Genomic DNA, 20716 nt, shown 5'->3' with positions numbered 1-20716 from the left:
GGCCATGCTGATCCGCCTTTTGTAGTTGTTGAACCGACGAGGCTGTCGGTGAGCGTGTGCAGACATCTTCACCGCAAGCGACTGATTTGTTAATTTTGTTTTCGTCATCGATTGATAACTTTTACAAAACAAACAATAGGCCCGACATGAACGTCAAGCAACTGCGCGCCTTTGTCGCCGTGGCCAAGTACCAGAGCTTCGCCCAGGCCGGTGAACACCTGCATGTTTCGCAACCGGCCTTGAGCCTGACCATCAAGGCCCTGGAAGAAAACCTTGGCGGCGCCCTGCTCAGCCGCACCACGCGCAGCGTCAGCCTGACCGCCGAAGGCGAAGTGCTACTGCCACTGGCACGGCGCCTGCTGGCCGACTGGGACGACACCGAAGAGATGCTGCGCCAGCGCTTCACCCTGCAACTGGGCCGCGTGTCGGTGGCGGCCATGCCGGCCTTCGCCGGCAATTTGCTGCCCCATTCGCTCAAGGTGTTTCGCCAACGCTACCCCAAGGTCAACGTCACCGTGCATGACGTGATCAACGAACAGGTACAGGAACTGGTTCGCCATCGCCGCGTCGAACTGGGCATCGGCTTCGAGCCGGATAACATCGATGGGCTGGACTTTCACCCGTTGTACATGGACCGCTTCGTTGCAGTGCTGCCCGCCGACTCACCCTTGGCACTGCTGCCCCAGGTCAGCTGGGCACAGCTGATGGCCGAAGATTTCGTGGCCCTGCAACGCCCTTCGGCGGTGCGCCTGCTGATGGAGCAGAATGTGGCGGCCCAACACGGCAAGCTGGCAGTGGCCTTCGAGAGCCACCAGCTGACAACCATTGGCCGCATGGTCGCCAGCGGGCTGGGGGTCAGTGCCGTGCCGGCGCTGTGCATCAACCAGATGCAGGAGCTGGGCGCCCGCTGCGTGACCTTGGTCGAGCCTGTCGTCGAGCGGCGCATTGGCGTGATTGCGCTCAGCGAGCACCAGCTTTCCACCGCAGCGCAAGCGCTGCTTGAAGTTCTGCTTTCCAATACCCGCATCCCGGAGGTGACATGCGTTACGTGAAACTGGCAGGTACGCAGGTCCCGGCCATCGGCCAGGGCACTTGGTACATGGGGGAAGACCCTGCGCGCAAGGCTGACGAAGTGGCGGCCCTGCAACAGGGTATCGAGCTGGGCCTGAACCTGATCGACACCGCCGAGATGTATGCCGAAGGGGGGGCGGAAGAAGTCGTTGGCCAGGCCATTGCCGGGCGCCGCGAGCAGGTGTTTCTGGTCAGCAAGGTCTACCCGCACAATGCCGGCCGCCGCAACATGTCGGCCGCCTGCGAACGTAGCCTCACGCGCCTGGGCACCGACTGCATCGATCTTTACCTGTTGCACTGGCGAGGCCAGCACCCGCTGGAGGAAACCGTCGAAGCCTTCGAACGCTTGCGCGAGCAAGGCAAGATCAAGCGCTGGGGCGTGTCCAACTTCGACGTCGATGACCTGCGCGAACTGCACAACCCTGACTGTGCCACCAACCAGGTGCTGTACAACCCGGCCCAACGTGGCATCGAATTCGACTTGCTGCCGTGGTGCGAAAAGCGTGCATTACCGACCATGGCCTACTGCCCGCTGGCCCAAGGCGGGCGCTTGTTGCAACACCCGGTACTGGCAGAAATCGCCGAGCGCCATGGCGCCACACCGGCCCAGGTCAGCCTGGCCTGGGTGACCCGTGATGACGGGGTGGTTGCCATCCCCAAGGCGGTGACGCCCGAGCATGTGCGGCTGAATGCGGCTGCGGGTGCGCTGACCTTGACCCGCGAAGACCTGCGAGCGATTGATCGGGCGTTCCCGGCACCCACGCGCAAGCAGCGGTTAGCGATGGTCTGATTGGTAGCACTGCTAATTGTATGAGCGGCCTTGGGCCGCTCATACAATTAGCGTACGGTTAATGAAAATCCCGGCTACGCACATCCAGCCCTTGCAACAGCGGGCTCACATCCTCCAGCCGCCGTGCAATCAAGTGCCGCACACCATTCTCCTGTTCCAGCCGCCCACTGACCTTGAGCAACTGAGACCCCACCAAGGCCCGCCGCTGCCGTTCGGCAATGTCCCGCCACACCACCACGTTGACCATCCCGTGCTCATCCTCCAGGGTAACGAAGGTCACTCCACTCGCGGTCTGGGGCCGTTGGCGGCCTACTACCAGCCCGGCCACGGCAATGGTGTCGCCATGCTCGACACCTTGCAGCTCACTCGAGCTACGACACCCCAGCGCCCTCAGGCGTGAGCGCAGCAGGGCCAGTGGATGCGGGCCAAGCGTAGTACCGAGGGTTTGATAATCGGCTACCAGGTCCTCGTCCACGGTAGGTGCAGGCAAAGCCACCGCCACTTCCGGCAAGGCTTGCACGTCGGCGAACAACGGCAGCTGCGGCTGCACCGCTGCCACCTGCCAGCGTGCCTGATGCCGATCGCTGGCCAAGGCCCGCAGCGCTCCGGCATCGGCCAGGCGGGCTCGGGCCCGTGAGTCGAGCCCGGCACGCAGGCACAGGTCTTCGACGTCGCGCCATGGCCGTTGCGCCCTTGCCTGCTGCAAACGCCTGGCATCGGCTTCGGCCAGGCCACGCACAAGGCGCAAGCCCATGCGAATGGCCAATGTGCCATGCTCATCAGGCTCGAGGGTACAGTCCCATTCACTGTGGCAAACGTCTACGGGCCGCACCTCGATACCTTGGCGGCGAGCCTCCTGCAGCAACTGGTCAGGGCTGTAGAAGCCCATCGGCCAGCTGTTGACCAACGCACACGTGAAGATCGCCGGCTCATGGCACTTCAACCAACTGCTGGCGTAGCACAGCAGGGCAAAACTGGCCGCATGCGATTCAGGGAAGCCATAGCTGCCAAAGCCCTTGATTTGCTCGAAGATGCGCTGGGCAAACGCCAGCTCGTAACCGTTGCGCAGCATGCCCTGTACCAGCCGCTCGCGGTGCGGCTCCAGGCCACCATGGCGCTTCCAGGCCGCCATGCTGCGGCGCAACTGGTCAGCCTCGCCCGGCGTATAGTCGGCTGCGACCATGGCCAGTTCCATCACCTGCTCCTGGAATAGCGGTACACCCAACGTACGTTCGAAGACTGCCTTGAGTTGCGCGGACGGGTACGTCACCGGCTCCTGTTTCAGGCGCCGGCGCAGGTACGGATGAACCATGTCGCCCTGGATCGGACCGGGGCGGACGATGGCCACTTCGATGACCAGATCGTAGAACGTGGTGGGCCGCAGCCTGGGCAACATGGCCATTTGCGCGCGTGACTCGATCTGGAACACACCCATGGTCTCGGCGCGGCTGATCATGGCGTAGGTGGCTGGGTCTTCGCTGGGGATGGTCGCCAGGGTCAGCTGCCGGCCACGGTGGCGCTGCAGCAGGTCGAAGCAACGGCGCAAGGCACTGAGCATGCCCAGCGCCAGCACGTCGACCTTGAGCAAGCCGACCATGTCCAGGTCGTCCTTGTCCCACTGGATCACCGTACGCTGCGCCATGGCCGCATTCTCCACTGGCACCAACTGGTCGAGCGGTTGCTGGGAGATGACGAAGCCACCTGGGTGTTGCGACAGGTGCCGGGGGAAGCCGATCAGTTCACCAGCAAGTACCAGCACCCGCCGCAGCGAAGGGCTGCCGGCCTCAAAACCGGCCTCGGCCAGGCGCTGCTCATCGGGTATACGGTCGCTCCAGCGGCCACAGCACTTGGCCAATGCATCCACCTGGTCGGCAGGCAGCCCCAGCACCCTCGCCACATCCCGCACAGCTCCGGCGGCATGATAGGTGTTGACCACCGCCGTCAGTGCTGCACGGTGCCGGCCATAGCGGCGGAACACGTACTGGATCACTTCTTCGCGTCGGTCATGCTCGAAATCCACATCGATATCGGGCGGCTCGTTGCGTTCGCGAGACAGAAATCGCTCGAACAGCAGGTGATGCTCCATAGGGTCGAGTTCGGTGATGCCCAGCACGAAACACACTACCGAGTTGGCTGCCGAGCCACGGCCCTGGCACAGAATGCGCTGGCTGCGGGCGAAAGCGACAATGTCGTGCACGGTCAAGAAATAGCTTTCGTAACCAAGCTCTTCGATCAACGCCAGTTCCTTGGCCAGCACATCGCGCACCTTTTCACTTGGCCCGTTTGGCCAGCGCAACGGCAAGCCCTGCTCGCACAGATCACGCAACCAGCTGGCCGGGGTGTGGCCCTCGGGCACCAGTTCGCACGGGTACTGGTATTTCAATTCGCTGAGGTCGAATTGACAGCGCTGGGCAATGGTCAAGGTCTCAGCCAGCAAGTTGGCCGGGTACAGTTCCCCCAGTTGCGCTTGGCTGCGCAGGTGCCGCTCGCCGTTGGCAAACAGAAAGCGCCCGGCCTCGTTTACCTGGCAATGCTGGCGGATGGCAGTCATGCAGTCCTGCAAGGCACGGCGGCCTCGCACATGCATATGTACGTCGCCACAGGCCACGGCGCGCACGCCCACATCAGCCGCCAGTGCCTGCAGGCGCTGCAGGCGCATGGCATCGTCACAGCCCCGGTGCAGGTGCACGGCCAGCCACAGGCGCTCGGCGAATACACTGCGCAGCCATTCACCGGTGGCTTTATCAACACTGTCGTCGGCCACCCACAAGGCCAGCAGGCCTTGATGGTGCTGCTGCAGGTCGTCACGAAACAACTGGTACTCACCCTTCTCTGCCCGCCGCCGGGCACGGGTGATCAGTGCGCACAGGTTCTGGTAGCCGGTCAGGTTCTCGACCAACAGCACCAGCTTGGGCCCGTCGTGCAACTGCACCTCGCTGCCGACGATGAGCCGCAGCTGATGCGCCTTGGCGGCCTGCCAGGCGCGTACGATACCGGCCAACGTGCATTCGTCAGTGATCGCCAAGGCCTGGTAGCCTTGTTCGCGCGCGCGCCGGAACAGCTCATCGGCGCTTGACGCACCGCGCTGGAAGCTGAAGTTGGACAGGCAATGCAGCTCGGCATAACCCGGCGTGCTCATGCGAACCAGCCCTGCAACCACAGTGGGCCGGCCTGGCTCAAGTCGCGGTAGGCCCAGCCGCGCAGGCCGTCACGGGTTTCGATATGGTAGTAATCGCGTCGCACATCGCCGCCATCCCACCAACCGGATTCGATGCGTTCAGCGTAACCCTGCACCTGATAGCCGACACCATCCAACGCCATCGGTGCCGGCAGCAGCCAGCCTGGGCGACTGCCTGGGGCAACCGGCATGTGGCCTTGAGCGCCCTGCTCTGCCAGTTGCCAGGCGCATTCGGGGCGGTGATCGGCTGCCGCGCTTAGCCCCTTGACGGCCTCATCCCCCAGGCGCGCGCGCAGCCGCTCACGCAATTGCTCCCAGGGTTGCGCCTGTTGCGCCCGAGGGTCGAACAACGCCTGATGCTGTGGCACGAACGGTGGCAAGTCTTCGGCCACCAGCCGCAGGTTGCGCACCGGTGCGGGTATGCGTAGCGGCTCCAGGCGGCCACGGGCCAATTCGAACAACATCGACGCATCGCGTTCGGCCGCCAGCAGGCCAACCTTGAGCACCGTGTCTGGCCCCTCGGCATGCTCCAGATACAGGCAAAAGCGCTGCACCCCGCAGTCGCGCCCGGCCAGAAAGGCAGCAAGGTCGTTGAGCATGCGCCGCAGTGGGAACAACAGCGCCTGGTGCGATTCGACGTCGAAGTTCAGTTCGAGACGGGTTTCAAAGCGGTCCGGTGGCCGATAGAAGTCCAGCCCCAGGTTGCGCAGGCCTAGCAGCTGGTCGAGGTGCAACTGCACCTGGGCAGAAAAGCGTCTGGCCAACGTGTCGCGCGGCAAGGCCACTACCTGGCCCAGCTGGCGCAGGCCCATGCGGGCAAAAGCTTCGGCGGCTTCTGCCGGCAAGCCGACACGTGTGATGGGCATGCTCAACAGCGCTGCACGGGTGGCCTCGGCATCGCTCACGGCCAAGCCATCGTGCCCATTGGCAAGCATGCGAGCCGCCACCGGGTTGCTAGCCAGAACGATGCGTTGGCGCAGGCCCAGTTCTGCCAACTCCTGGCGCAGGCGCGCCTCGAACAAAGGCCAGGGGCCGAACAGTTGCAGGCTGGAGCCTACTTCCAGCAACAGCGCCCGAGGGTAATGCAGGCTGACCTGGGCACTGAAGCGGTAAGCCCAGGCTGCCAGCAGTTGCTGCACCTGGTCGATGCGTTTTGGGTCGACTTCGACGCAGGTGAAGCCATCCGCCAGGGCACGCGCTGCAGTCAGGGTTTGCCCGGCTCGCAGGCCCAGTGCAGCGGCGGCCATGTTGACCGACTGCAACACACGTCGCTGAGTCGGCCCGCCAATGAGTACCAAGGGGGTATCAAGGTCGTCACGCTCACGCAGCACGGTATCCAGCGCAAGCTGGGGGAGCAGAATGCAAGCCCAGAGCATGGCGCATCAGCCCCGCCCTGGGCAGGCAATGGGCAGCGCTGGAGGCATGCCACCACGGCTTTTCAGCACGCGCCATTGTGCCGGCCGAGTGTCGACGGCAATGCGCAGTGCTGCCGGTGAAGGGTTGTGCGCCGCCTGCTGCGGCCTGCAGGCGAATGCCAACGCCTGACCGGTTTCGGCGGCCACCTGCAAGCGCCGCAGGGCGCGGTCATCGGCGCGCTCCGGCCAGCACAGCACCGCCGCACAACTGCCCGAGCGCAGGCACTGCTCGGCGGCCCACAGGGCATCGGCAGGTTCGGCGTCCATTTGTACCAGCCAGCGCAGGTCCACACCTGCTGCCTGCCAGGCCGGTGCGTAAGGAATGAAGGGCGGTGCCACCAGCACTACGCGGTTGGCATCTGCACTCAGCCGGGCCAGGGTTGGCCACAGCAAGTGCAACTCGCCACAGCCGGGGCTGGCCAGCAACAGCTCGCTCAGTGCTGCCGCCGGCCAGCCGCCTTCGGGCAAGCGTGCGTCGAGGGCCGCATGGCCGGTTGGCTGCAACCCGAGTGGCCGCGCCTCGGCCTGCCGACCGCGCCAGATACGGCGCTGGTCGAGCAGCCTGTCGAGGTCGACCACCGCGCCCATCAGTCGCGCCTCAGCAGGCCGCAGAATACGCCTTCGATGAAGAATTCCTGTTCTGGCTGCACATCGATGGGCGCATAGGCCGGGTTACGGGGCAACAGCCGGTAATTGCCGCCCTGGCGTTGCAGGCGCTTGATGGTCACTTCGCCGTCCAGGCGCGCCACCACGATCTGCCCGTCACGGGCGTCGGCCTGTTGCAGGATGCCGACCAGGTCACCGTCGAAGATGCCGTCGTCGATCATCGAGTCGCCACGCACTTTAAGCAGGTAGTCAGGGGTGCGGCGGAACATGCTGGGGTCGAGCAGCAACTGTTCGTGGATATCGAGGTCCGGGCCTATGGGGGCGCCTGCCGCTACCTGGCCCAGCACCGGGATTTCGAGAATCGCCGGCCGGCGCAACGGTTCGGCCAGGCGAATGCCCCGCGCCTGGTTAGGCGTGACATCGATGTAACCGGCTTGGCACAGGGCGGTAATGTGCTTGCGGGCGACGCTGCGCGAAGCAAAACCGAAGCGCGTGGCGATATCGGCCAGGCTTGGCGGCTGGCTGTGCTCGGCAATGCGCTCGCGGATGAATTCGAAAATAGCGCGGCGCTTGGGGGTAAGATTGTCCATGGAGCACATTTGTACTCTTTTCGTGGCGCGCTGACCAGCCCCCTTTGTCGTCCACTTTGGTTATGATCCCTTGGCTTGTGTTTTTTTGATCTGGATATCCCATGCTGACCGCCCTGCTGTTCGACCTCGACGGAACCCTTACCGACACCGACACCCTGCACTTGCAGGCCTTTCGCCAACTGCTGCGTGAGCACGACGGCCGTGAGCTGAGCCAGGCGCAGTTCGATGCTCAGGTCAGTGGCCGCGCCAATGGTGAACTGTTCGCCGAGCTGTTCAACGGCGCCAGTGTCGAACAGTGCCAGGCGTTGGCCGACCGCAAGGAGGCATTGTTCCGCGACCTGTCGCCGTCACTTGAACCCATGCCAGGCCTGCTGCGCCTGTTGGAGCACGCCCAGGCCCATGCCATCGGCATGTGTGTGGTGACCAACGCACCGCGACTGAACGCCGAGCACATGCTGAACGCCATGGGCCTTGGCCAGCGCTTTGAACATGTGTTGGTGGCCGAGGAACTGGCGCGGCCCAAGCCAGACCCGCTGCCTTACCTCACCGGGCTGCAGCAGCTGGGTGCCGAGGCCAGGCAGGCGCTGGCTTTCGAGGACTCATTGCCGGGGGTGACCGCTGCCAGTGGCGCGGGGATCTTTACCGTGGGCGTGGCAACGACGCAGACCGCTGAACGTTTGCTGGCGGCGGGTGCACAGCTGGTGATAGATGACTTCAACGACCCTGCACTGTGGGCCCTGATCGAGTCCATGCAGTAAGCATCTGGGGCCCCCATGCTGATCGACGAAGAACTGACCCTTAAAAAGCTGGAAACCTTCCTCGCCTTCATGCGCACCGGCAACCTCGGCCGCGCCGCCGCCGAGCTGTCGACCAGCGCAGTCAGCGTGCACCGTGCCATCCATTCGCTGGAAAGCGCGCTGCGCTGCCCGTTGTTCAAGCACGAAGGCCGCCAGTTGATCCCGCTGGAAAGCGCCTACGTGCTGGAAAAGAAAGCCCGGCAACTGATCCAGGACGCCGAGCAGATGGTGCGCCAAACCCGCGAAGCCGCCGGTTTTTACGCCGAGCGCTTCCGCTTGGGCGCACTCTACTCGCTGACCGTGAAAACCGTGCCAAAGCTGGTCATGGGCCTAAAGCTGCGCCGCAGCGAACTGAACATCGACCTGACCCTGGGCTCCAACGTCGATCTGCTGCAGCGCCTGAAGAACCACGAACTGGAGGCCATCCTCGTCTCCCTCGACGAGAGCGCCAGCGACCCGGCCTGCGAGCAACTGCCGCTGTTCTCCGACGACATTTTCCTTGCCGTACCTACTGATTCGCCCTTCGCCGGGCAGGCCGAGGTAGACCTGGCCGACCTCGCCGACTCCACTTTCATTACCCTGACCCAGGGCTTCGCCACACACCGCGATGGCGCCCGGGTGTTCCAGCAGGCCGGGTTCGAGCCGAAGGTGGCCATGCAGGTGAACGATATCTTCACCCTGCTGAGCATGGTCAGTTCAGGCGTGGGCTTCGCCCTGCTGCCTGGGCGCATCGCGGCGGTGTACGAGAACCGCGTCAGGTTGATTGCCTTGAAGCCGCAATATCGCCTGCAGCAGCACATTGGCGTGGTGTTTCTGAAGGCGCGCGAGCGGGAGCCAAACTTGTTGGCGTTGTTGGCAGAGTGCCGAATGTACAGCCGAGATAACTGAACCTGCGCCAGCAACGGCCGGTGCAGATTCATGGGCTCAAAGGTCGTAACGCTCGGTATTGAAGTTGACCAGCCAATAATTGTCGCTGCGACGCTCATCGGTGACCTGCCCGGCGTCATCAGACTCATACTCGGATGGCGACGTGCTCTGGTAGTTGCCAGACTGGTTGTACACACCGGGCGTGCGCGCAAACACAACTACCAGGTTGTGGTCTTCCTTCTCACGCAGTTGCTCGTCGGTGATCACGACCACGCTCGACTGGGTCTACTCCAGGGGCGGTTGATCTTTTCCCGGTCACTTTGCCGTATGCCTGCACGCTCCTCCCTGCAGGCGGAGCGGAGTCTGGAGTAAAGGTAATGGGAAGTAAATACTATTGGTAATGCGTCGCATTTGTGACGGATGAAGCCCTGCTCACATGCCACCCTTGCAGCAATACGGCCAAAGCCGCCAACCCGGCAGGGACCAGTAATGATGCAAACACTTGTGCAAAACTCCAGCCCAACGCCAGCATCTGAGCCCCGGCGAAGGCGCTGAGCACGGCGCCGATGCGCCCAATGCCGCTCATCCAGCTGGCCCCGGTCGCCCGCGCTTGCGTAGGGTAAAAGGCCGCCGCCAATGCATTCATGCCAACACTCGCGCCGTTCAGCCCAAAGCCCACAGCGCAGGCTATGGCGCACAGCCAGGCGAAATCCCCCACCACTTGGCCAATCGTGAAGATAACCGCGCCACTGAACAGAAACGTCAGCATCAACACCCGCTGCGGATTGCAACGGTCCATGGCCCAACCCACTGAAATCGCCCCCACCGGGCCGCCTATCTGGAAACAGGCCGTGACAATGGCCGCTTCCGAGACCGAAAAACCACCGCCCTCCTTCACCAGCGTCGGCAGCCAGCCGCTGAACAGATAGACCAGAAACAGCGCCAACACATAGCCCGCCCAGAGCATGCAGGTACCAAAGCGATAGCGCGGTGAGAGGATGGTGCCGATGGCTCCACCTGCAGCCGGGGCGTTGCCGGGCATGACAAAGGTGGTGTCGGCGTTGACATGCTCAGGTGCCAAGCGGCGGACAATGGCCATAATGCGCTTGCGCTCTGCACCTTTGCTGACCAGGAACGTTACCGATTCCGGCAGGTGCCAATACAGCAGCGGCAGGACCAGCAGCGGCAACACCCCACCCAGCACCAGAACACTGCGCCACCCCAGGTTGGGGATCATCCAGGCGCTGACGAACCCACCCATCGCCGCCCCCAGGGAGAACCCGCAGAACGCCAGGGTAATCAGCAGTGAGCGGCTGCGTGCTGGGGCGTATTCACTGACCAAGGTGCTGGCATTGGGCATGGCCGCCCCCAGGCCCAGGCCCGTGAGAAAGCGCAGCGCAACCAAGGTTTCCAAGTTGGGTGAAAAGGCCGAGGCCAAGGTCCAGATGCCGAACAGCAGCACGCTGTACAGCAGCACCGCCTTGCGCCCGTAGCGGTCCGCCAGGGGCCCGGCAATCAGCGCGCCAAGCGCCAGGCCGATCAGCGCGGCGCTCAAAACCGGGCCCAGGCTTTGCGCACCCAGGTGCCAATCGCTTTTCAGTTGTGGGGCAATGAAGCCGATGATGGCGACGTCCAGGCCGTCCAGCGCAATGATGAGAAAGCCGAGGAACACCACCCATTTCTGGTAGCGGCCGATGGGTTGCTGGTCGATCAGTTGGCGCACGTCGAGCGTGTTGTTCATGGGTATCACCTGTTGTTGTTTTTATGACGGTGTTTCAGCCCAGGCTGGGCAAGCGCACAGGCCTTATGATCCGTGTCTCCTGCGCTACCACAAGGTCGCGGGTGGCATGCAGATAGACAGCAAAGTCCGGGTCGGCATCCCGCGCCGCGCTGCGCTTTTCAAAATCATCGAGGCTGTCATAGCCCCACAAGTGCACCACCTGGTTCAACGGGCCGATGCTGCTGGTGTAGAACGCCAGGGGTGCGCCGAGGTGGCGCAGCAGGATCGGCATCGCCAACTGGTCGAAGGCTTCGAGAAAGGCCGCCATGCAACGCGGGCGAATGGTGTAGATGCGGTGGTCGACTACAGGCTTGTCCATCACGCCACCTCCCGCGCTTTGCCCGCAGCCGCCAGGCCCTGCTCGACACCCGCCAGATGGCGCCCGGTGATGTAGCCAAAGGTCATGATCGGCCCCAGGGTGATGCCGGCACCGGGGTAGTTGCCGCCCATGATGCTGGCTCGGTCGTTACCCACCGCGTACAGGCCGTCGATGGCCTGCCCATCGGCCGCCAATACTTCACCGACCACGCTGGTGCGTAGCCCGTCGAAGGTGCCCAGGTCGCCCATGATCACCTTCACGGCAAAGTACGGCCCTTCGCCCACCGGCGCCACGCACGGGTTGGGCTGTTGCTGCGGGTCGGCCAGGTAGCGGTTGAAGCTGGTGCTGCCGCGACCGAACTGGCGGTCTTCGCCCTGCACCGCGCCAAGGTTGTATTCGCGCACGGTCTGCTGCAGCCCTTGCGCGTCGATACCGGCCTTGCCCGCCAGCTCGGCCAGGGTCTTGCCCTTGAGCAGGTAACCATTACGCAACAAGGGCCCCAACGGCATCGGTGCAGGCTTGGCAAAGCCCAGGCCATACTTGGCCAGGGTGCGGCGGTCGCACACCAGCCACATGGCGGTTTCTGCCTGACCGGCGCAGGCTTCGATCAATGCTGCGCCCACGTCATGGTAAGAATTCGACTCGTTGGTGAAACGCTGCCCCGAACGCAGCACACCGATCACACCTGGCTTGTAGCGGTCGAGCAAATGCGGAAAGGCAATGTGCCGCCCGCCAGCCACTGGCACCTTCGATACCGGCATCCAGGCGGCGGCTGCCTGCAGGCGGATATCGACCTTGGCCCCCAACGCCTCGGCCATGCGCGCACCGTCACCGGTATTGCCCGCCGGCACCGGCGAAAAATGCTCGCCGCCACGCCGCACATGCGGGTAGGCCTGGCGCAGCCGTTGCAAATCATGGGAGAAACCGCCACAAGCCAGTACCACCCCACGCCGGGCCTGAATGCGCTGCTCGCTGTCAGCCTGCCCGACCAATGCCCCTGTCACTCGACCCTCTTCATGCAGCAGTTGCCGCGCCGGTGTACCTGTGAGAATCGGGATGCCCAGGTCCAGTGCCGAGCGTACCAGCCGCGCTGCCAGGGCATTGCCGCTGGTGACCTGGGTGCCACGTCGGTACAGGGCAAGCTCCTTCAAATGGGTTATCAGGCGCTTGGCCACATACACGAACGAAGTCAGCGAGCGGGTGACATTGAAGAAATGCTTGAGGTCGGCATTCGACGAATTGAACATCATGCCAATGAACGTGATGGTCTTCAGCGGCGGGCGCAGGCGCGCCATGTCGGGCCCCAGGCCACGAATGTCGTAAGGAGCGGCCAGTATCGAGCGGCCCACATCGACACCGCCCTCCACCTGTGGGTGGTAATCGGGGTACAGCGTGGGCACGAACTTGACCGCCGTTTCGCGCTCGAAAAACGCCACCATCTGCGGCGCGTAGCGCAAGAAGGCTTCCACCCCCGCCGCATCGAAACAGGCACCGGCTTCGTTGCGCAGGTAGGTCATGGCCGCTGTATGGCTGTCCTCGGCCCCGTGCGGGTTGCCCGGCACCCACAACACGCCACCGGAAAACGCCGTGGTGCCACCAAAGCAGTCGTCCTTTTCAATGACGATAACATCCAGGCCAAGCTTTTTCGCCGTGATGGCTGTCGCCAGGCCGCCAGCCCCCGCGCCGATTACCAGTACATCGCAGCTACGCGTATTCATTGGCCAGCCCCCTCGAAGCCCGGGCGCGGGATCAATGCCATGGGCATGCACTCCAGCCCGCCATCCACGGTCAGCTCGGCGCCGTTGATATAGTCGGCGCGGCGGCTGGCCAGAAACAGCACGGCCTCGGCGATATCCTGCGGCTCACCAATGCGACGGTTGGCGGTCATGGCGCTACGCTGGCGTTCCACCTGCGGGTCGGCATAGAACGCCGCCGACAAGGGCGTGCGGATCAAGCCCGGGCACACGGCGTTGCTGCGCACACCCCGCGGCCCCCACTCCACGGCAAGCTGCCGCGACAGCATGCTCACGCCAGCCTTGGCCGCGCTGTAGGCACCGCTGTTGGGTTGCGGGTAATGGGCGGCAATCGAGGCTACATGCACGATGCGGCCCTGGCCGCGAGCCAGCATCGAGCGGCCGAAGGCCTGGGCACACAACAGGTAGCCGCTGAGGTTGACCGCCAGCACCTGGTTCCATTGCTCCAGGCTCAGCGTGTCCAGCGCGCCGGGGCGCAGCACGCTGGCATTGTTGACCAGCACATCGCAGCGCCCATGCAGTGCCTGCACCTGGGCAGCCGCTTGCCCCACGCTGGCCGGGTCGGCAATGTCACAGGCCAGGGCGCTGACTTCGCCCGTGCTGTGCTCACCCAAGGTGGCCGCCAGTTCGCGGCATTTGTCCAGGTCGCGGTCCAGCAGCACCACGTGGGCCTGCTGCTCCACCAAGGCTGCGGCCAGCGCGGCACCAATGCCGCCGGCGGCGCCGGTTACCACGCATACGGCCGAGTCCAGGCCCAGCCACTGAGAGGCAATCTTATTGTTGTTCATGCTGTTCTCCAGAGTGTCGCTTGTTCTGGACAACAGCCTATGGCCGGCAGGCCCATCGGCAGAATGGACAAAACCTGCAACCAGCCCCACATTCCCGTCATTTTTTCCTTTGTGCCCTGAAGCCTGCGTACAGCTGTGGCACAGTGATCAGGTACCGAACAGAACAATTACAACAACATGAACAAAATCCCCAATTACGCCCTGTACGGTGAAACCGCACAGCCGGTGTGGCACGAAGCCCTGCACGTGGAGCAGATTTCCCAGCGCTCTGGCGCACACAACTGGGAAATCGCCGCACACCGTCACGAAGGCTTGCTGCAGCTGCTGTACCTGCAAAGCGGTGGCGGTGAAGTGCTGTTCGACAGTGACCGGTTGCAGGTTCATGCGCCTTGCGTGGTGTATGTGCCGGCGCAAGTGGTGCATGGCTTTCATTGGGCCGGCCAGGTCGAGGGCCAGGTGATCACTGCCGCGCAACACCCGCTGGAGAGCATCGCCCAGGTGCTGGCGCCCAACCTGCTGGTGCAACTTCGCAAACCGCAGGTGGTCGCCCTACCGCAATGGGCCGCTGATGAAGACCCGTTGCTGCCACTGTGCCGGGCCCTGCGCGAGGAATACCACAACCGCGCCCGCGAGCATGTGGCCAGCAGCATGGCGCTATTGCTGACGCTGATGATCCAGGTGCTGCGCCATGAGCCGCACTTGCCCCAGGGTGAGCACCGACCGGTGTCCAGGCGCAGCCAGCAGTTGACCGCTTTTCGCGAGCTGGTGGACATGCACTACCGCGCGCACAGGCCACTGGCAGACTACGCCGCCGAACTGGGCATGACCCTGGCGACGTTGGGGCGGTTATGCCAGGAGCACCTGGGCATGACCCCCATGAACGTGATCAATGCCCGCCAGGTGCTGGAGGCCAAGCGCATGCTTGGGCATTCGAGCCTTAGTGTGAAAGAGATCGCCCACGAACTGGGGTTTGCCGATGTGGGGTATTTCAGCCGGTTCTTTCGCAAGCAGGCTGGGGTGAGCCCGAGTGCTTTCCGTGAAGGCCATTGACACCTGCAGGGCCGGCGCAGGAACGATCAAACAGCCAAGGCCCGCTGCACCTCGCCGACGGTGGTCGCCAGGCTGCTCAAGTGTAAATTCAACACCCGCTCCACCGGCGCCTGGTCCAGCGGCCAGTGCAAGGCAATGCTCCCGGCCAGGCGCCCTTCGGCGTGCACCGGCAAAGCAATGGCACGGATCAGGAACGGCAGGCGCACCGGGTACTCCCAGTGCCCCTCGGTCCGCTGACCAAAGCCCTTGTGGGCTTCTTCTTCGATATCGCGCAGCAACGTGTCGTCACCCAGCCGCGCATGGGCCGCCAGGCGCTGCACTTCGTCCTCCGCCAGCTCACCCAGGCAGGCCCGCCCCATCGCCGAATGGAACAGGCTGGCATGGTGCCCGACGATCTGGCAGGTGTGCGGGTAACGCTTGCGCAACACCTGGGGAATGGCGCTTTCCATCACTTCCAGCCGCTGGCCGTCGAAGCACGACAGGTCCGCTACCAGCCCAGTGCGTTCACTCAGCTCCAGCAGCATGGGCGCGGCGCTTTCCACCAGGCGCCGCTTGAAGCGCAACTGGCGGTCACCGAACAGGCGCCGCGCGCACAGCCGGTAGCGCCTGTCGCTCAGGCCACGGTACACCCAGCCTTGCTCCTGCAGGGTGGCAAGCATGCGCGACACCGTGGCCTTGGGCAGCGCCGTCAGGTAATGCAGTTCTTCCAGGCCCAGTGCCTGGTGTTCGCCCAGCAGGTCGACAATGGCCAGCGCCCGCTCCACCGAACGCACGCCGCCGCTGTCTGCCGTGATGCCCATGGGTATGACCTCCTTGTAGCGGGATGGTCAGGATAGCCAGCAAGAACCGCGCCTGCCCAGTGCTGTCATGAACCCTGCAGGCATTGTGGCGGGCAACGCTCCACCCAGCGGGTGAGCTGCTCATGGGCATACGCCAGCTGCAACACGGCATGGTCCGCCTGGGCCGGGCCTATGATTTGCAGGCCCATGGGCAGGCCGCCAGCATTGAACCCGACCGGCACGCTGATGCTCGGCAAGCCGGCCAGGGTTGGCCCGATCACCACCTCCATCCAACGGTGATAGGTGTCCATCGCCCGCCCGCCGACCGCCGTCGGCCATGGCTGGCGTGCATCGAAAGGGAACACCTGGGCCGAGGGCAACAGCAGGAAATCGTAACGTTCGAACAGCTTGGCCAAGGCGCGGTACCAATCGCTGCGGTCCAACGAGGCCTGGTACAGCGCCGCCGCACTCATCTGCAAGCCACCTTCCACCTCCCACTGGGCTTCGGGCTTGAGCAGTGCGCGCTTGGCTGGGTCGGCATAGGCCGCGCCGAGGTTGCCGTGCACCAGGAAGTGGCGATGGCTCAGCCAGCATTGCCACAAGCGTGCCAGGTCGAATGCCGGCTGGCAGGCCTCGACCTGGCAGCCCAGTTCGGCAAAGTCGGCCAGCGCCGACTCGCACAGGCTCATCACCCCGTCATCCATCGGCAGGTAACCGTTGTAGTCGCCCAGCCAGCCGACCCGCACACCTCGGAAGTCGCGCGGCAAGGCGTCGGTGAAATCGCGCCGGCCTTCGCTTAACGACAGCGGCACCCGCGCGTCGACGCCAGCCTGTATCGACAACAACCGCGCCACATCGACCACACTGCGGCCCATCGGCCCCTCGGTGGCCAGCTGCTGCACGAACAACTCCGGCGCCGGCCCATGCGGCACCCGGCCTTGTGACGGGCGCAGGCCGAACACGTTGTTGAACGCCGCCGGGTTGCGCAGCGAGCCCATCATGTCGCTGCCGTCGGCCACCGGCAGCAAGCGCATGGCCAGTGCCGCAGCCGCCCCGCCGCTGCTGCCACCGGCCACCCGCCCTGAGTCGTAGGCATTGGTAGTGGTGCCAAACAGGCTGTTGTAGGTTTGCGAGCCGAGGCCGAACTCAGGCACGTTGCTCTTGCCCACGATCAGCGCCCCGCTAGCCCGCACCCGCGCCACGCTGATCGCATCCTGCTCGGGCACCTGCTCGGCGAACAGCGGCGAACCCAGGGTGGTGCGCAGCCCGGCGGTGGCGGCCAGGTCCTTGATCGCCTGCGGCATGCCATGCATCCAGCCGCGCGAGTGGCCACGGGCACGTTCGCGGTCGCGCTCGTCGGCCTCGGCCAGCAGCACCTCGGCCGGGCGCAGCGATACCAGCGCATTGACCTGCGGGTTGAAGCGTTCGATATGCGCAAGGTAAGCCTGCATCACCTCCCGGCACGACAGCTGGCCGCCATGAATGGCCTGGGACAATGCCTCTGCATCGAGGGCAACGATGGGGTCGATGGCTAGCGGCTTCACGGTTTTACTCCAAGGTTGAAAGTGGCAGGCTGGCCCGCCCGGGGTGCTTCTTTCAGGCAGTAGGTAGCCAACAGCGTCAGCAGGCAGGCGAACAGCACGTAGAACGATGGCGCCACCGGGGTACCCAGCACTTTGCTCAGCCAGGTCACGATCAACGGGGCAAAGCCGCCGAACACCATTACCGCTACGTTATAGGCCACCGACACGCCAGTGGAACGCACCTCGACCGGGAACTGCTCGGCCAAGGCGGTAGGTGCCGGGCCAAAGAAGCCGCCAATGGCGGTGCACAGCAGCAGTTGCATGACCAGCAGCCGCTCCACGGAGGGCGCGGCGGCCACCCACACATACAGCGGGTAGACCATCACGAAGAACGCCAGGGTGAAGGCCATCAGCACCGGGCGCCGACCCAACCGGTCAGACAGCGCGCCAGACAACGGAATCACCACGGTCATCAGCCCGACCGCGAGCATCTGTACCAGCAGCACCTGGTCCAGCGGCAGCCCAAGGTTTTTGTGGGCGAAGGTCGGCATGTTCACCAGCACCACGTAGAACGACACCGTCGCGCCACAGGCCAGGCCCATCGACACCAGCAGGCTACGCCGATGTTCACGCAGTACCTGCCACAGGCTGGGCGACTGCCCCTTGGCCTGGCGGCGCGCCTCGACGAACTCCTCGGGCTCTTCCATATGCTTGCGAATCCACAGCCCCACCGGGCCGATCAGCAGGCCCAGCACGAAGGGAATACGCCAGCCCCAGCTGTCCAGCGCTTCAGGCGTGCACAGGTGAGTAACCAAGGCCACCATGGCCGCGCCGGAGAACACCGCCAGGCACTGCCCTACCAATTGCCACGAGCCATAAAGCCCCTTGCGGTGGGCCGGCGCGCTTTCCACCAGAAACGCCGTAGCGCTGGCATACTCGCCACCCGTGGCAAAGCCCTGCAGCATGCGCGCGACCACGATCAACAGCGGCGCCGCCATGCCGATGGCCAGGTAGTCGGGGGCAAAGGCGATCATCGCGATCGACACGGTCATCAGGCGGATGATCATCTGCATGGCCGCCTTGCGGCCCTTGCGATCGGAATACATGCCCAACAACACGCCACCCACCGGGCGCATGAAAAAGCCGACGCCGAAGGTGGCCAAGGCCATCAGCAGCGAAGCGTATTCATCGTCGGACGGGAAAAACTGCCGGGCAATGATGCTGGCCAAAAAGCCGTACACGATAAAGTCATACCATTCCAGGGCATTGCCGATAACGGCGGCGACCACTTGCCGGGTACGCGACACGCCGGTGCTCGAAGTCTGCATAGGGAACACTCCACACAATGATTGGGTGATCGCCCAGGCGCGGTCGCGCCCAGGTTCCAGCGGCAGTCGTCAAAAAAGGCCGATCAGGCGGGCGCGAGCCAGCGCTCTGCCAGCGCGCCCCAGTAGGCGGCGCCGGTCAGCAGAATGTCGTCGTTGAAGTCATAGGCCGGGTTGTGCACCATCGGCCGCGATACCCCATTGCCAATGAACAGGTAGGCGCCCGGGCAGCGCTGCAGCATCCAGGCGAAGTCTTCGCTGCCCATCAGCTTGCGGGTGTTGCCATCCACCGCCTCGGCACCGAGCAGCTCTACCCCTACCTGCGTGGCGAAGGCATTTTCCGCTGCATGGTTGACCAGCACCGGGTAAGCCGGGCGGTGTTCGATGCTGGCGCGGCAGCCAAAGCTTTCGGCCTGGCTGACGATGATCGCCCGCACCCGTTCCAGGGTCTGCGCCCGTACTTCGGCGTTCAGCGCGCGCAGGCTCAGGCGCAGTAGCGCCTGTTGCGGGATCACGTTGGCCGCTTCGCCAGCCTGCAACGCACCGACGGTGACCACCGCCGCCTCCTGCGCATCGATATTGCGCGCCACCACGGTTTGCAGCGCCATCACCACACTGGCCGCTGCCACCAGCGGGTCGACGGTCAGGTGCGGCATCGAGCCATGGCCGCCCACCCCGTCGAGGGTCACCGTGAGCAGGTCTTGCGAGGCCATCATCGGCCCCTCGCGAAAGCCAAGGTGCCCGGCCGGCAGCCCAGGCATGTTGTGCATGCCGAACAGTGCATCGCAGGGGAAGCGTTCCAGCAGACCGTCGGCCAGCATTGCCTCGGCGCCACCCTGGCTCTCTTCGGCCGGCTGGAAGATCAGCGTCAGCGTGCCGTCGAACTGCCGGGTCGCCGCCAGGTAGCGCGCCGCGCCCAGCAGCATGGTGGTGTGCCCGTCATGGCCACAGGCGTGCATGCAGCCTTGATGCTGGCTGCTGTAGGCCGCGCCCGTTGCTTCGTGGATGGGCAACGCGTCCATGTCGGCGCGCAGGCCCAGGCGGCGTGGGCTGCTGCCATTGCGCAGCACGCCGACCACTCCGGTTTTGCCGATGCCGGTGTGTACTTCATAGCCCCATTCCAGGAGCAGCCGGGCGACCAGCGCCGAAGTGCGGCTTTCTTCGAACCCCAGTTCCGGGTGGGCATGGATATCGTGACGGATCGCGTGCAGGTCGCTGGCCACATCGTTCAGCCAGGCCAGAATGTGCTGATGTCGGGACATGTAGAGTCTCCTCGCGCGGGTGGTTTCCCGTTCTTGTTGTTCGCCTTGAGGTCACGACGGGTGAGGCAGGTCGTGCTTGGCTGACAGATAAGCGCGAGTGACGAGGGATAACAAACGAATGTGGTTCCACCCAGCGGAACCAGTCGCGGAGGCGGGAAGTGGTGTGAGCAATGGAGTGGTCAAATTTCCGGGGCTTAGTAGCTGAAACACCGGGGCAGGTTGTCCACCCGCACCTCTTCGCTCAGCCGGTCCGACACGTCGTAGGCAAAGCTGTAGGTGGCGTTGTTCTCGTTGACCAGTGCGGTCAGGCGGACGGCCTTGTCGTACTCGTCCTGCTAACGCTCCACCTGGGCCAGGGTGTTCCACCACAGGTGCTTGGACTTGTCGGTCGCATCGATGATGGTGTGTGGCAGGCCGTCGTCGCTGTTCAGGTACTCGGTGATCTGGCCCAGTGCATCGATTTCGGCGAGCAGGTTGCCCTTGTCGTCGTAGCGTGCCTGCCAGGTGCTGCTATCCAGATAACTGACCTTGGTCACCAGCGTGGTCAGGTGGTGATAGTCATAGGCAGTCTTGCACCCCAACGGGTCGCCGTTATGATTTATCACGGCGGTCAGCTGGCCGTGTTCGTAGTAGAGATACTGCGCGAGTGTCTCGACCGCCTCATTGTTGACCAGCCGTTTGATGTCGGTCAGGCGCCCCTGCGGGTTGTCATAATGCAGGTGCGCACGGAGGCCGCCGGTAGCGCTTAACCTTGGGTTCCACCTTGAGTAGGTGTGGTTCATGGCTCGCACTAAATATTTTCGCAAAATAACTAAAAATTAC

At 64.1% G+C, this 20716-nt stretch carries 18 protein-coding genes and 1 pseudogene; 5 read left to right on the top strand and 14 right to left on the bottom strand.

Annotation, left to right across the window (positions count from 1 at the left end; genetic code table 11):
* The first annotated feature begins 146 nt into the window (after positions 1-146).
* Both APH35_RS08990 and APH35_RS08985 read left to right on the top strand, forming a co-directional pair.
* Complete coding sequence (locus APH35_RS08990) at positions 147-1052, top strand: LysR family transcriptional regulator (RefSeq protein ID WP_060514579.1); 906 nt, start codon at positions 147-149, stop codon at positions 1050-1052.
* The gene (locus tag APH35_RS08985) at positions 1040-1861 is read left to right on the top strand and encodes an aldo/keto reductase (protein ID WP_012272373.1); all 822 of its coding nucleotides are present in this window, start codon (positions 1040-1042) and stop codon (positions 1859-1861) included. The genes APH35_RS08990 and APH35_RS08985 overlap by 13 nt, the downstream gene beginning before the upstream one ends.
* A 58-nt stretch (positions 1862-1919) precedes the next feature.
* Here APH35_RS08985 and APH35_RS08980 read toward each other — a convergent pair whose 3' ends face one another.
* The 4 genes from APH35_RS08980 to lexA are packed head-to-tail and all read right to left on the bottom strand — an operon-like array spanning position 1920 to position 7659.
* Positions 1920-5000, bottom strand: a complete 3081-nt coding sequence (locus APH35_RS08980) for an error-prone DNA polymerase (RefSeq protein ID WP_060514578.1) — start codon at positions 4998-5000, stop codon at positions 1920-1922.
* On the bottom strand, positions 4997-6415 hold the full coding sequence (locus tag APH35_RS08975; protein ID WP_012272375.1) for a Y-family DNA polymerase: 1419 nt from the start codon (positions 6413-6415) through the stop codon (positions 4997-4999). The genes APH35_RS08980 and APH35_RS08975 overlap by 4 nt, the downstream gene beginning before the upstream one ends.
* A gap of 6 nt (positions 6416-6421) precedes the next feature.
* The gene (gene imuA, locus APH35_RS08970) at positions 6422-7042 is read right to left on the bottom strand and encodes a translesion DNA synthesis-associated protein ImuA (RefSeq protein WP_060514577.1); all 621 of its coding nucleotides are present in this window, start codon (positions 7040-7042) and stop codon (positions 6422-6424) included.
* The gene (gene lexA / locus APH35_RS08965; protein WP_060514576.1) at positions 7042-7659 is read right to left on the bottom strand and encodes a transcriptional repressor LexA; all 618 of its coding nucleotides are present in this window, start codon (positions 7657-7659) and stop codon (positions 7042-7044) included. The genes imuA and lexA overlap by 1 nt, the downstream gene beginning before the upstream one ends.
* Positions 7660-7751: 92 nt before the next feature.
* On the opposite strand from lexA, the gene APH35_RS08960 reads away from it, so the two are divergent.
* Positions 7752-8408, top strand: a complete 657-nt coding sequence (locus APH35_RS08960) for an HAD family hydrolase (protein WP_012272378.1) — start codon at positions 7752-7754, stop codon at positions 8406-8408.
* Positions 8409-8423: 15 nt separating this feature from the next.
* Positions 8424-9335 (top strand): LysR family transcriptional regulator, encoded by a 912-nt coding sequence (locus APH35_RS08955; protein WP_012272379.1) that lies wholly within the window; start codon positions 8424-8426, stop codon positions 9333-9335.
* Positions 9336-9371: 36 nt separating this feature from the next.
* Here the strand turns inward: APH35_RS08955 and APH35_RS08950 are convergent, their stop codons facing one another.
* From APH35_RS08950 to APH35_RS08930, 5 genes are all read right to left on the bottom strand, one after another.
* Complete coding sequence (locus APH35_RS08950; protein WP_370739302.1) at positions 9372-9581, bottom strand: hypothetical protein; 210 nt, start codon at positions 9579-9581, stop codon at positions 9372-9374.
* Between the two features lie 124 nt (positions 9582-9705).
* Entirely contained in the window at positions 9706-11055 is a 1350-nt protein-coding gene (locus APH35_RS08945) for an MFS transporter (protein ID WP_060514575.1), read from the bottom strand.
* 34 nt (positions 11056-11089) lie between these two features.
* A complete protein-coding gene (locus APH35_RS08940; protein ID WP_060514574.1) occupies positions 11090-11413 on the bottom strand; it encodes an NIPSNAP family protein in 324 nt (107 codons plus the stop codon).
* Positions 11413-13131, bottom strand: coding sequence for an FAD-dependent oxidoreductase (locus APH35_RS08935; protein WP_060514573.1), 1719 nt, complete (start codon positions 13129-13131; stop codon positions 11413-11415). Before APH35_RS08935 ends, APH35_RS08940 begins: the two co-directional genes overlap by 1 nt.
* Complete coding sequence (locus APH35_RS08930) at positions 13128-13955, bottom strand: SDR family NAD(P)-dependent oxidoreductase (protein WP_060514572.1); 828 nt, start codon at positions 13953-13955, stop codon at positions 13128-13130. Before APH35_RS08930 ends, APH35_RS08935 begins: the two co-directional genes overlap by 4 nt.
* 177 nt (positions 13956-14132) lie before the next feature.
* Between APH35_RS08930 and APH35_RS08925 the strand changes: the two genes are divergently transcribed.
* Entirely contained in the window at positions 14133-15005 is an 873-nt protein-coding gene (locus APH35_RS08925; protein WP_060514571.1) for a helix-turn-helix domain-containing protein, read from the top strand.
* A 26-nt stretch (positions 15006-15031) separates the two neighbouring features.
* Here the strand turns inward: APH35_RS08925 and APH35_RS08920 are convergent, their stop codons facing one another.
* The 5 genes and pseudogenes from APH35_RS08920 to APH35_RS08900 form a co-directional block, all read right to left on the bottom strand.
* Positions 15032-15805: an IclR family transcriptional regulator gene (locus APH35_RS08920; RefSeq protein ID WP_012272386.1), complete on the bottom strand. Its 774-nt coding sequence runs from the start codon at positions 15803-15805 to the stop codon at positions 15032-15034.
* 65 nt (positions 15806-15870) lie between these two features.
* Positions 15871-17328: an amidase gene (locus APH35_RS08915; RefSeq protein ID WP_060514570.1), complete on the bottom strand. Its 1458-nt coding sequence runs from the start codon at positions 17326-17328 to the stop codon at positions 15871-15873.
* A complete protein-coding gene (locus tag APH35_RS08910; protein WP_012272388.1) occupies positions 17325-18635 on the bottom strand; it encodes a citrate-proton symporter in 1311 nt (436 codons plus the stop codon). Before APH35_RS08910 ends, APH35_RS08915 begins: the two co-directional genes overlap by 4 nt.
* 83 nt (positions 18636-18718) lie before the next feature.
* Positions 18719-19894 carry a M20 aminoacylase family protein gene (locus APH35_RS08905; protein ID WP_060514569.1) on the bottom strand — a complete coding sequence of 392 codons (1176 nt, stop codon included), beginning with the start codon at positions 19892-19894 and terminating at the stop codon, positions 18719-18721.
* Positions 19895-20091: 197 nt separating this feature from the next.
* Positions 20092-20499: pseudogene (locus APH35_RS08900) on the bottom strand (hypothetical protein); the annotation flags it as partial.
* Positions 20500-20716 lie beyond the last annotated feature (217 nt).

Origin of the sequence: Pseudomonas sp. NBRC 111132 (genome assembly GCF_001320565.1) — a bacterium.
GTDB lineage: Bacteria > Pseudomonadota > Gammaproteobacteria > Pseudomonadales > Pseudomonadaceae > Aquipseudomonas > Aquipseudomonas putida_P.
Note: the sequence above shows the minus strand (reverse complement) of the source record. Positions and strands in the feature narration are given on the sequence as shown.

What these genes read in the sequence shown, in the direction of transcription:
- APH35_RS08925 (WP_060514571.1), top strand. Translation starts at nt 14,133, where the DNA reads ATGAACAAAATCCCCAATTACGCCCTGTACGGTGAAACCGCACAGCCG.
- APH35_RS08990 (WP_060514579.1), top strand. Translation starts at nt 147, where the DNA reads ATGAACGTCAAGCAACTGCGCGCCTTTGTCGCCGTGGCCAAGTACCAG.
- lexA (WP_060514576.1), bottom strand. Translation starts at nt 7,659, where the DNA reads ATGTGCTCCATGGACAATCTTACCCCCAAGCGCCGCGCTATTTTCGAA.
- APH35_RS08985 (WP_012272373.1), top strand. Translation starts at nt 1,040, where the DNA reads ATGCGTTACGTGAAACTGGCAGGTACGCAGGTCCCGGCCATCGGCCAG.
- APH35_RS08945 (WP_060514575.1), bottom strand. Translation starts at nt 11,055, where the DNA reads ATGAACAACACGCTCGACGTGCGCCAACTGATCGACCAGCAACCCATC.
- APH35_RS08905 (WP_060514569.1), bottom strand. Translation starts at nt 19,894, where the DNA reads ATGTCCCGACATCAGCACATTCTGGCCTGGCTGAACGATGTGGCCAGC.
- imuA (WP_060514577.1), bottom strand. Translation starts at nt 7,042, where the DNA reads ATGGGCGCGGTGGTCGACCTCGACAGGCTGCTCGACCAGCGCCGTATC.
- APH35_RS08910 (WP_012272388.1), bottom strand. Translation starts at nt 18,635, where the DNA reads ATGCAGACTTCGAGCACCGGCGTGTCGCGTACCCGGCAAGTGGTCGCC.
- APH35_RS08980 (WP_060514578.1), bottom strand. Translation starts at nt 5,000, where the DNA reads ATGAGCACGCCGGGTTATGCCGAGCTGCATTGCCTGTCCAACTTCAGC.
- APH35_RS08940 (WP_060514574.1), bottom strand. Translation starts at nt 11,413, where the DNA reads ATGGACAAGCCTGTAGTCGACCACCGCATCTACACCATTCGCCCGCGT.
- APH35_RS08955 (WP_012272379.1), top strand. Translation starts at nt 8,424, where the DNA reads ATGCTGATCGACGAAGAACTGACCCTTAAAAAGCTGGAAACCTTCCTC.
- APH35_RS08930 (WP_060514572.1), bottom strand. Translation starts at nt 13,955, where the DNA reads ATGAACAACAATAAGATTGCCTCTCAGTGGCTGGGCCTGGACTCGGCC.
- APH35_RS08975 (WP_012272375.1), bottom strand. Translation starts at nt 6,415, where the DNA reads ATGCTCTGGGCTTGCATTCTGCTCCCCCAGCTTGCGCTGGATACCGTG.
- APH35_RS08960 (WP_012272378.1), top strand. Translation starts at nt 7,752, where the DNA reads ATGCTGACCGCCCTGCTGTTCGACCTCGACGGAACCCTTACCGACACC.
- APH35_RS08935 (WP_060514573.1), bottom strand. Translation starts at nt 13,131, where the DNA reads ATGAATACGCGTAGCTGCGATGTACTGGTAATCGGCGCGGGGGCTGGC.
- APH35_RS08920 (WP_012272386.1), bottom strand. Translation starts at nt 15,805, where the DNA reads ATGGGCATCACGGCAGACAGCGGCGGCGTGCGTTCGGTGGAGCGGGCG.